Here is a 9329-nt window from a genome sequence, read left to right as displayed (position 1 = left end):
AAAAAATTAGTTTATTAAATTCAAATACTTACAAAGGCGCATTTTTATGTTTGGTGACTTATTCGCACCTTCCCTAGCGTTCTACTTAAATCTAATGCCATAACATATCCCTGTTTCAGTCAGATAAAGATTATTGCTCATCATTCATGGTTGCTATTCCCCAACCTCTCTGCCAATCCCGAATAACGCTCGGTCTTTTTCCGCACCGCTTGTGCCAGCAGGGCGCGGTCGCCGTAGAGATCGAGCCGCGCCTTGGCGCGGGTGATGCCGGTATAGACCAGCTCGCGGGTCAGCAGCGGGCTGGGGCTGTCGGGCAGCACCAGCACGGTATGGGCAAACTCCGAGCCCTGGGACTTGTGGATGGTCATGGCGTAGACCGTCTCGTGGGGCGGCAGGCGGCTGGGCAAAAGCGCCCGCAAAGTGCCGTCCGGCAGCTCAAACCATACCTTTAAACGGCCACTTTCATCCGGCAGGCAGAGCCCCATATCGCCGTTGTAGAGGCCGACCCCGTGATCGTTGCGCACCACCATCACAGGGCGACCGGCATACCAGTCGCCATCGCGTGCAATCAGCCCGGCCCCTGACAGGGCCAGTTCGAGCCGCTCGTTTAGCCCGAGCACCCCGAACGGGCCATCGCGCAGGGCACAGAGGATCTGGAAGCTGTTGAATGCCTTGAACACGGCGGCGGGCTCTTTCCCTGCGCGGGCCGCCTTCAGATAGCTGCCATAACCGGTAACCCCCTGGGCAATCAGGGCGTCGTAAGCCTCCCTGGCCCAGGGGTGCAGGCTGATATCGCCAAAGCCCATGCCCCAGACTGATTCCACCGCCGTGGCATCGCCGCCGTTGCAGGCCCGCGCCAGCTGACCTATGCCGGAGTGCTGATCAAAGCGCCAGCTCTTGGCCAGCAGGCAGAGGCTGTCACGTACCGGTGCACCGGCAGGCGTGCCCTGCAAGCGGTAGCCGGTCTGGCGGGAGAGCCAGTCCGCCTGCGCCGGGCTGATGCCCTGTTCGATAAAGCTGCAGATATCGCCGAGCACGGCCCCCGCCTCCACCGAGGCGAGCTGATCCTTGTCGCCGAGCAGGATCAGGCGGGCGTGGCTCGGCAACGCATCGAGCAGGCGCGCCATCATCGGCAAATCGACCATGGAGGCCTCATCCACCACCAGCAAGTCGAGGTGTAGCGGGTTGCCCGCGTGGTGGCGGAACTGGCTGCGACCCGGAATGACCCCGAGCAGCCGGTGCAGGGTGCCCGCTTCGGTGGGGATCGCTTCGACCCACTCGGGGGGCAGATCGAGAGCCTGCAAGGCAGAGCCGATACTCTCGGTGAGACGCGCCGCCGCCTTGCCGGTGGGGGCCACCAGCCGGATCGCCGGGGCCTTGCCTGCTTGCAGGCCGGTCTCCACCAGAATGGCCAAGAGCTTCGCCACAGTCGTGGTCTTGCCGGTGCCGGGGCCGCCGGAGATCACCGCAAAGGGGCGCGCCGCCGCAGTGGCCGCCGCCAGCTTCTGGCCGTTGCAGCAGAGCGCTTCGGGCACCAGCGCATCCAGCTTGCCAAGGTCGCTCGCCGCCTGGGCGCTGGCCAGCAGTGCCTCGATGGCGGGCCAATCCACTTCATGGGGGAATACCAGATCGAGATACTTCTCGATAAAGTGGCGGGCCGAGAAGTCGGGGGCGAGGCGGGCTTTGAGCAGCGCCCCGAACACCAGCCCGTAGTCGCGGGCAAACAGCCGCGACAGGGCCGGAGCTATCTCGGGCCATTCGGCGCGTTCACTCAGGGCGCGCAGATGGCGGGCCACCCCCAGCTCAAAGTCGTGGTAGCGGGTGAGGTAGAGCCGCCCGTGCCAGAGCCGCAGCGGCCAGCGCGGGGCGATCCCCTCATCCTGTTCCGTACCAACCAGGGGGCTGGCCGCAAACAGGGCGGGCCAGCGGGCAGGATCCGCCAGATCCAGCAGCAGATCCCGGCTCTGCTGGGGATCCAGCCCGAACGGGCGCAAGGATCCCTTTTCGTTACCGGAATGCGCCAGCATCTCCAGCGGCAGACAGACATGGCCGCGCCCCAGCTCGAAGCAGGTGAGCGCAGCCCCCAGCACCAGCTCGGGGCTGCCGCCAAGATCGGCCACCAGCTTGGCAAATTGCAGATCCAGCTGGCGAATGCGCCCCGTCAGCGCCAGTGCTTTCAACCGTTCGATCATGATGGCGCTGGTCGCCGTGCTGATCATGGTGTCGCTCATGCCTCTACCTCGTTCAATGAGTGGGATCCCGCTGCTGGCGGCTCACTGCCTGCGCTAAACAACCGATCCAGCCCCAGTACCAGTTCATGGCTCGGGCGGGTATGGAAAATGCCCCCTTGCGGCATGCCGCGCAGGAACAGATAGAAGACACCGCCAAAATGCTGCTCGAAGTCATAGCCCGGCAGGCGCAGGGTAAGCAGCCGGTGCAGCGCCAGCGAATAGAGCTGGTATTGCAGGTCGTAGCGATGTTCCGCCATCGCCTGCTCCAGCGCCGGACGGCTGTAATCGGCGGGGCTCATGCCGAGGTGGTTTGATTTGTAGTCGAGCAGATACCAGCGCCCCTGCCACTCGAACACCAGATCGATAAAGCCTTTGAGCATCCCCTGCACTGTGGCAAAGCTCAGCGGCTTGTTGCCCCGCGATAGCGGGTCGTGCTGCTGGCAGAGCGCGGTCAGCGCCGGTGCCGTCACCCGCCCCATGGGCAGGAAGAACTCCAGCTCCACCTGTTTGCGCTCGGGCGCCAGATCCCGCAGTCGCACCGGCTCGCCAAAGCCGGTATCCAGCGGGGTATCGAGCACCGCCTCCACCTGCTGTTGCAGCACGGGCGCCCAGTCCTCGTCGAAGCCATCTTGCGCCAGCAGGGCAGCGATATGGTGCGCCAGCGACTCGCCACCGGCGCTCTGAAAATCGATGGTTTCGAACAGACTGTGGAGCAGGGTGCCGGGGCGTGCCCCCTTCGGGAAGGTGAAGATGGAGGGCTCAGGCGCAGCCACCTCCCCCGACTCGGCCAGCAAGGCAGCCGCGCTCGCCGACTCTGTGGCTACCTCGTCATCGAAGCCGGGATTGGCGAGCACGCCCTTGCTGTGACCATTTCCTTGCGCCGCCAGACCCGAGTAGGAGCTGATCCACCAGTCCCGCTCAAGGGACCCGCTAAAGTGGCGCACCTGCGGCTCGCCAAGCTGCTCCTGCTCCACTGGCAGCGGGGCGGGACGGGTGAGCGAGGGCTCACCGACAGCTACCCCGGGCAGCGCCTGCGACAGCTCGGTCAGGGCGATCGCCAGTGTCTCGGCATCCCCCTCTTCGCCCTTTTGCAGCAGATAGCCGATGGCGGTGTGGTGCAGGTCTGTCTTCTCCGATTTGCCGTTACCGGCCCGCACCGGTGCCAGCCCCAGCCAGGTGGCGTAGACGCCCCGGGTCAGCGCCACGTAGAGCAGTCGCAAATCTTCGGCGAGGCGCTCTTTGTCCGCTTCCGCCAAGGAGCCCTCGGCGCCGGTCAGATCGAGAATGGTGCGATTGCCCACCTCGTCCGCCTCGTGATAGAGCGGGGTCTCGGCGGTTCTGTGGCTGCAGATAAAGGGCAGGAACACCAGCGGGTACTCCAGCCCCTTGGATTTGTGGATGGTGACGATCTGCACCAATTTGCGCTCGGATTCGAGCCGCAGTACCTGTTCCGCATCCTGGCCGCTCGGGCGGCTCACCGCCTCCCCCAGCCAGCGCAGCAAGGCATATTCCCCATCCAGCTCGCTGCTCACCTGTTGCAGCAGCTCAGCCAGATGGAGGAAGTTGGTCAGCCGCCGCTCCCCATAGGGGCTCGCCAGCAGGGAGGAGGCGAGATTGCGCCTGTGCAGCAGGGCCCGCAGCATGGCCAGCACGCCGCGGCGGTGCCAGATCTTGCGGTACTCCATAAACTCCTGCACTGCGCTCTCCCACGCCCGCTCGTCCGAGGCCAGCGCATCGAGCGCTTTGGCATCCAGATCAAACAGCCCGGTGGCGAGCGCCGCCCGCAGGCTCCTCTCTTCGCTCGGGTTCTGGCAGGCGTGTAAAATCAGCAAAATCTCCCGCGCCTCCACCTGCTCCAGCACGCTCTCGCGATTCGACAGATAGACGGAGGCGATGGCGAGGCGCGCCAGCTCCTGCTGCACCAGCTTGCCCTCGGCACCGGTACGTACCAGCACGGCGATATCCCCCGCCTTCACCGCCTGATCACCTATCTTTGCCTTGCCTTCGCGGGCGAGGGTCAGCAGGCGGTGGATCTCGGCGGCGGTAGCGCGCGCCATCTTGCTCTGGTAATCCCCCCGATTGAAGGTGGGCTGGCCGCTCAGCTGCCAGCAGTGCAGTACAGGGGCGGTGGCGCCATCGAGAACAAGCGCCTTGCTCTTGCCCTGCGCCTCCACCGGCAGGAAGGGGATATCCGCTTCGTAGATAAAGGGATCCTTGGCCCGCTCGAACAGGCCGTTGACCGCCCCCACCAGCGCACTGCTGGAGCGCCAGTTGCGCCCCAGGGTGTAGTGGGCGCTCACATTTCGCCGCGCCTGAATGTAGGTAAAGATGTCGGCGCCGCGAAAGCCGTAGATGGCCTGCTTGGGGTCACCAATCATCAAGAGCGCAGTGTCTTTGTGGCCGCCGTAAAGACGGTGGAAGATGCGGTACTGCTGGGGGTCGGTATCCTGAAATTCATCGATCATCGCCACCCGATAGGTGGCGCGAATGCGATCGCAGAGCCGCTCGCCCAGGCTGGAGCCGAGCGCGCCGTCGAGATCCTTGAGCAGGTCATCGAAGGAGAGCTGATGGGCTTGGCGCTTGCTGGCCTGCATCCGGCTGCGCACCACCCTGGCCGCCCGTTGCAGGATAAGGTCACGAATACCGGGGCGGCTCGCCAGCAGTTCGTCGATCTCGCTGAACAGCGGCAGGGTCGGCACTGCGCCCCCCTTCTTGAGGTTCTCCTCCAGCACCGTCTGGCCAAAGCGCTCCAGCTCCTTGGGGATGGCGTAGCCACTGGCCTCGTCTTGCGCCCAGTCAGCTATCTTGGCAAGCCAGCCTTCGTAGTTCTTGCCGGTGTAGCGGCTTACTTGCCCATCCGTCTGGCGGCGGATCTCGTCCGTCTGCGCCAGCCATTCACTCTTCACCGCCTCGATGCGGGCCATGGCCGCCTGATGACGAGCGGCAAGGGTCTCATCCCCCAGCGCAGGCAGTATCTCCAGCTCGCTGTTGTCGAGCCAGCTGCTCATCTCCCGCAGCAGGGCGGCGGGGCTCGGCCAGAGCGCGCGCACCGAGCTGGCGAGGGTTTTATCCACCGGATAGAACTCGGCGCGCCAGTAGTCGCTCACCGCCTGCAGCCTGAGCTGGCTGTCATCGGTGAGAAATTCGGTTTCAAAGAGGGCGCCCGACTCGAAGGCATTCTGCGTGAGCATCCGCTGGCAGAAGCCGTGGATGGTAAAGACAGCCGCCTCGTCCATCTGCCGTTCGGCGGCCAGCAGGCGACGGGCCGCCAGTTCGTGATCCTCCACCTCTTCAAGCAGCTGGGTCAGCAGCACATCCTTGCTCTCACCACGCAAAAACGCGAGGCGCGCCTCGTGGATGCGGGCGCGGATCCGCCCGCGCAGCTCGGCGGTGGCAGCCTCGGTAAAGGTCACCACCAGGATCTCGGTCACAGAGAGCGGCCGTTCGTGGGCGCTGGGCTGACCGGCATCCGCCCCCTCTTCGATAAGCGGGCCGTGCCCCAACAGCAACCGCAGGTAGAGACCGGCTATGGTGTAGGTCTTGCCGGTACCGGCAGAGGCTTCGATCAGTCGTTCACCGTGGAGGGGAAAGCGCAGGGTATTGAGCGGGTTAGCCATTATTTCAGCTCCTCCAGGGTCTTGAGCAGCGGGGTCAGGTGCTCGCGAGCCAGCGCCTGCAACTGGCTCAGCACGGCTTCATCCAGTTCGGGGAAACAGCGGGCAACATAAACATCCTGTCCCTCACCAGTCACCATCCAGCCGCCGTTGAAACGGGTGAGGGCCGCCTTGTCGGCAGCATCCGGTTTGTCGGGCTCCTTCTCCATCGCCTTGAGCCAATCCCAAGCCGTGTTGGGGAAAAACGGCAGCGGCCGCTTCATCCCCTGCGCCCAGAGCGCCACCAGCTCCGCCAGTCTGGGGCGCGCCTCGTCGGCCGAGAGGGCTGGCAGTCGCAGACTCTGTTTGGCGTCGAACAACAGGGTGTCGCCGGGGGCACAGCTCAGGGAGAGGCAGAGGTGCTGGATCCAGCCCAGCAGCAGATCCTTGCCGTTGAAGCTGCCGGGTTTCACCACCAGCAAGCGCCCCTTCTGAGTGTCGATCCACCCTTGCAGCTGGCCCTGGGCCAGGGAGATATCGATCTCCACCGCCTGTTTTTCACTGACCCAGGGGCGCAGGCGCTCCGCCAGCTTGCCCATCTCGGCGTCCAGATCATCCAGCAGCAGGCTGCCGAACCAGCCTTGGGGCAGCAGGCCTGTGAGCTGCAACCGCTCACGCCGTACTGCGCTGTCTCCCTGGGCCAGATGGGAATCGAGCAGCAGGGCCTTGAGCTGATAGTGCTGCAGACCGTCCAGCTCGAATGGCTCGCTGTCTTCGATATTGGCCTCGTTCAACTCGAACCACACCTTGAGGCGGCGGTTGAGGAAATACTTGGCGGGCTGGCGATAGAAGCGCAGCAGCTCCGCCAGCTCCAGCCCCTGCTCTCTCCCCCATTCGGGCGGCAATAGCAGCTCGCCACTCTGGAAGTTGGCGGCACCACGCACCGGATTGAGGGCGGGCAGCCAGTCGGCGGCATAGGTAAAGAGACGGGACTCTGCTTCCGGATAGAAGTAGCTGCGGCTGTAGGGGGTGAGCGGGTGCTCGACCACCAGGTGCTTGAGCAGCCGCTCGCCGGAGGTCTCGTCGTCGAGCGCCTCATCCCCCGCCAGCACGAAGCCCTGGCGTACATAATCGATCAGCTCCGCCAGCAAGACGGACGGCACCTTGTCGCTGTTGTCCTGGGCGCTGAAGCCCTGATAGCTGATATAGAGCCCCTGCTGGGCGCTGAGCAGCGCCTCCAGGAACAGGTAGCGGTCATCATCGCGGCGCGAGCGATCCCCGCGCCGCGACGCCACCGCCATCAAATCGAACCCCATGGGAGCGAGAGTACGCGGGTAGACGCCGTCGTTCATGCCGAGCAGGCAGACCTGCTTGAAGGGGATGGAGCGCATCGGCATCAGGGTACAGAAGTTGACCTGACCGGCGAGGAAGCGCTGGCTGGAGCGGGACTCCCCCAGCACCTTGCCGAGGTAATCCTGCAGCAGGTCGGCGGTGATGGGTTGATCGAAGCGGGCCTCGCCAAGCTGGGTTTGCCAGTCGGCCAGCTGGCTGCGGATAAGTTGCAGCAGGCGCTCTTCTTCCTCGTCGGCCAGATAGAAGCGATCCAGCAAATCAAGGAGGCAGGCTGACCACTCGGGCAGGCTCTGCTCACGCTGCAAACGGGGCAGAAACTCCGCCAGGGAGTCGACAAACCAGGCCAGCTTGCCAAGGGCCAGGCCCTGCTGACCTTCGATCTCGGCATAGGGCAATATGCTGGCCACAGCGCCCTGCTGCCCTGCACCATGATCGGCGCAGAACGACATGCCCGCCACCGGCTCCCCATCCCCCATGGCAAAGCCCAGCAACATGCGGCGCAGGCCGAACAACCAGCTGTTGCCGGACATGCGCGGCAGCTCAAAGCGCTCCGGGTAGGCATCATCCAGCCCCCAGCGGATGCCGGTCTCCTGCACCCAGACCCGCAGCTGGTTGAACTCGTCGTCATCCAGCTCGAAGCGGCGCAGCACGGCGGGCACCTCCAGAATGGCGAGCAGCTCGCCGGCGCCGAGGCGGGCGTTCGGCAGGTGCAACAGGGCGAGGAAGCTTTGCAGCAGCGGGCTCTCCTGACTCGCCGCCCGATCCGATACCGCGAAGGGGATCTGCCCCCGGGCACCAAACACGGCCTGAATGTAGGGGCCATAGCTGTTCACATCCGGCATCATCACCACAACGTCTTTCGGGGTGAGGGACGGGTCCTGCTCGAACAGTGCCAGCAGCCGGTCGTGCAGCACTTCGAGTTCCCGCATCGGGCCGTGGCAGGCGTGGATCTGCAGGGATCCATCCGTTGGATCGATCGGGCTCTTGTGGTGGCTGCTGTCGAGATCGAACTGGCCCTCGCCCCGCGAAGCCAGCTCCAGCACATCCTTCTGGATGGCGCGCAGCAGCCTGACATTGCCACTGGCGTCCACCTCGTCGATATCGACGAAGGCCTCGATTTGTGGCACCTCCAGCTCAATCAGCTGGTGCAGATAGTCACGCCCCAGCTTGCCCATGGAGGCAAGCAGCGGGTTGGCGGGCCCCTGCAGGGTGTCGAGGTCCGTGCCCGGTTTGAGCTTGTTCTCCAGACGCGCCAGGGTTTTGCGATCGAGCAGATCCCCCCAGTAGTAGCGGCAGGGATTGGTGACGAACAGATGCACCTCCACCTCGGGTCGGCTGCCAAGGGCCAGCAGCGCCTCCACATAGCGCGGCGGCAGCGCCGAGATGCCGAACACGAAGACCCGCTGGGGCAGCTTGCCCGGCAGATCCCGGGTGCGTTGCAGCTCGTGGATGAACTCCTCGTAGAGGTTGGCTCTGTGGTAGCCGCTGGGGCTCAATGCCAGGGTGCGGGCCACCAGCTCGCGCCACAGTTCCGGCTGCCAATCCTGACCATTCACTCCGGCCAGATCCTGGCTCCCTGTTCCGACCAGCCCTTCCCCCTCTTCCCAGCGAGCGATCCAGTCAGGCCGGTAGACCAGATACTGGTCGAACAAATCTGCAATTTTCTGGCAGAGCTGCCACAGTCGCACCTGTTCGGGATCCCCGGCAGGATCTTGCTCATCCCCACCGCCCAGATAGGCGGCGAGCGGTGCGAAGGCGGGACGATCCAGCAGGGCGGGCAAAATGGTCATCAGCTGCCAGCTCATGGCGCCCTTGTTGTAGGGGCTCTGGCGCGGCACATCCGCCAGCACCCGGGTGAACATCTCCCAGATGAAGCTGGCGGGCAGCGGAAATTCGATATTGGCGGCGATGCCGAATGCCTTGGCCAGTTCCAGCTTGAGCCACTGGGCCATGCCAGGACTCTGCACCAGGATCTGTTCCTGCTCGAAGGGGTGAGCGAGAGGTGCCTGCCGGATGTGGTTGACCAGCAGCTCCTTGAGCAGATCCAGCTGATTGGAGTGGTAAAGGGTAAACATGGACGACTCCCGCCAATTCAAACGAGGGGTGAGCACGGAAAAAGATGAGCGATTCCCGTCACTTCACACGAAATGAG

Annotated in this window: 3 protein-coding genes; all 3 read right to left on the bottom strand. The window is 64.4% G+C overall.

Annotated features, from left to right (window positions below; genetic code table 11):
- Positions 1-140 precede the first annotated feature (140 nt).
- Genes recD through recC form a run of 3 tightly spaced genes read right to left on the bottom strand, consistent with a single transcriptional unit; the run spans position 141 to position 9252 of the window.
- On the bottom strand, positions 141-2231 hold the full coding sequence (gene recD, locus OKC28_RS19590; RefSeq protein ID WP_270690993.1) for an exodeoxyribonuclease V subunit alpha: 2091 nt from the start codon (positions 2229-2231) through the stop codon (positions 141-143).
- Entirely contained in the window at positions 2228-5848 is a 3621-nt protein-coding gene (gene recB / locus OKC28_RS19585; protein WP_256686081.1) for an exodeoxyribonuclease V subunit beta, read from the bottom strand. The genes recD and recB overlap by 4 nt, the downstream gene beginning before the upstream one ends.
- Positions 5848-9252: an exodeoxyribonuclease V subunit gamma gene (gene recC / locus OKC28_RS19580; protein ID WP_256686083.1), complete on the bottom strand. Its 3405-nt coding sequence runs from the start codon at positions 9250-9252 to the stop codon at positions 5848-5850. The genes recB and recC overlap by 1 nt, the downstream gene beginning before the upstream one ends.
- Between the last annotated feature and the right edge of the window lie 77 nt (positions 9253-9329).

The sequence above is a fragment of the Aeromonas sp. D3 genome (assembly GCF_027705025.1).
Classification (GTDB): Bacteria; Pseudomonadota; Gammaproteobacteria; order Enterobacterales; family Aeromonadaceae; genus Aeromonas; species Aeromonas salmonicida.
The sequence above is the reverse complement of the archived record's forward strand: the minus strand, read 5'-3'. Positions and strand labels throughout refer to the sequence as shown.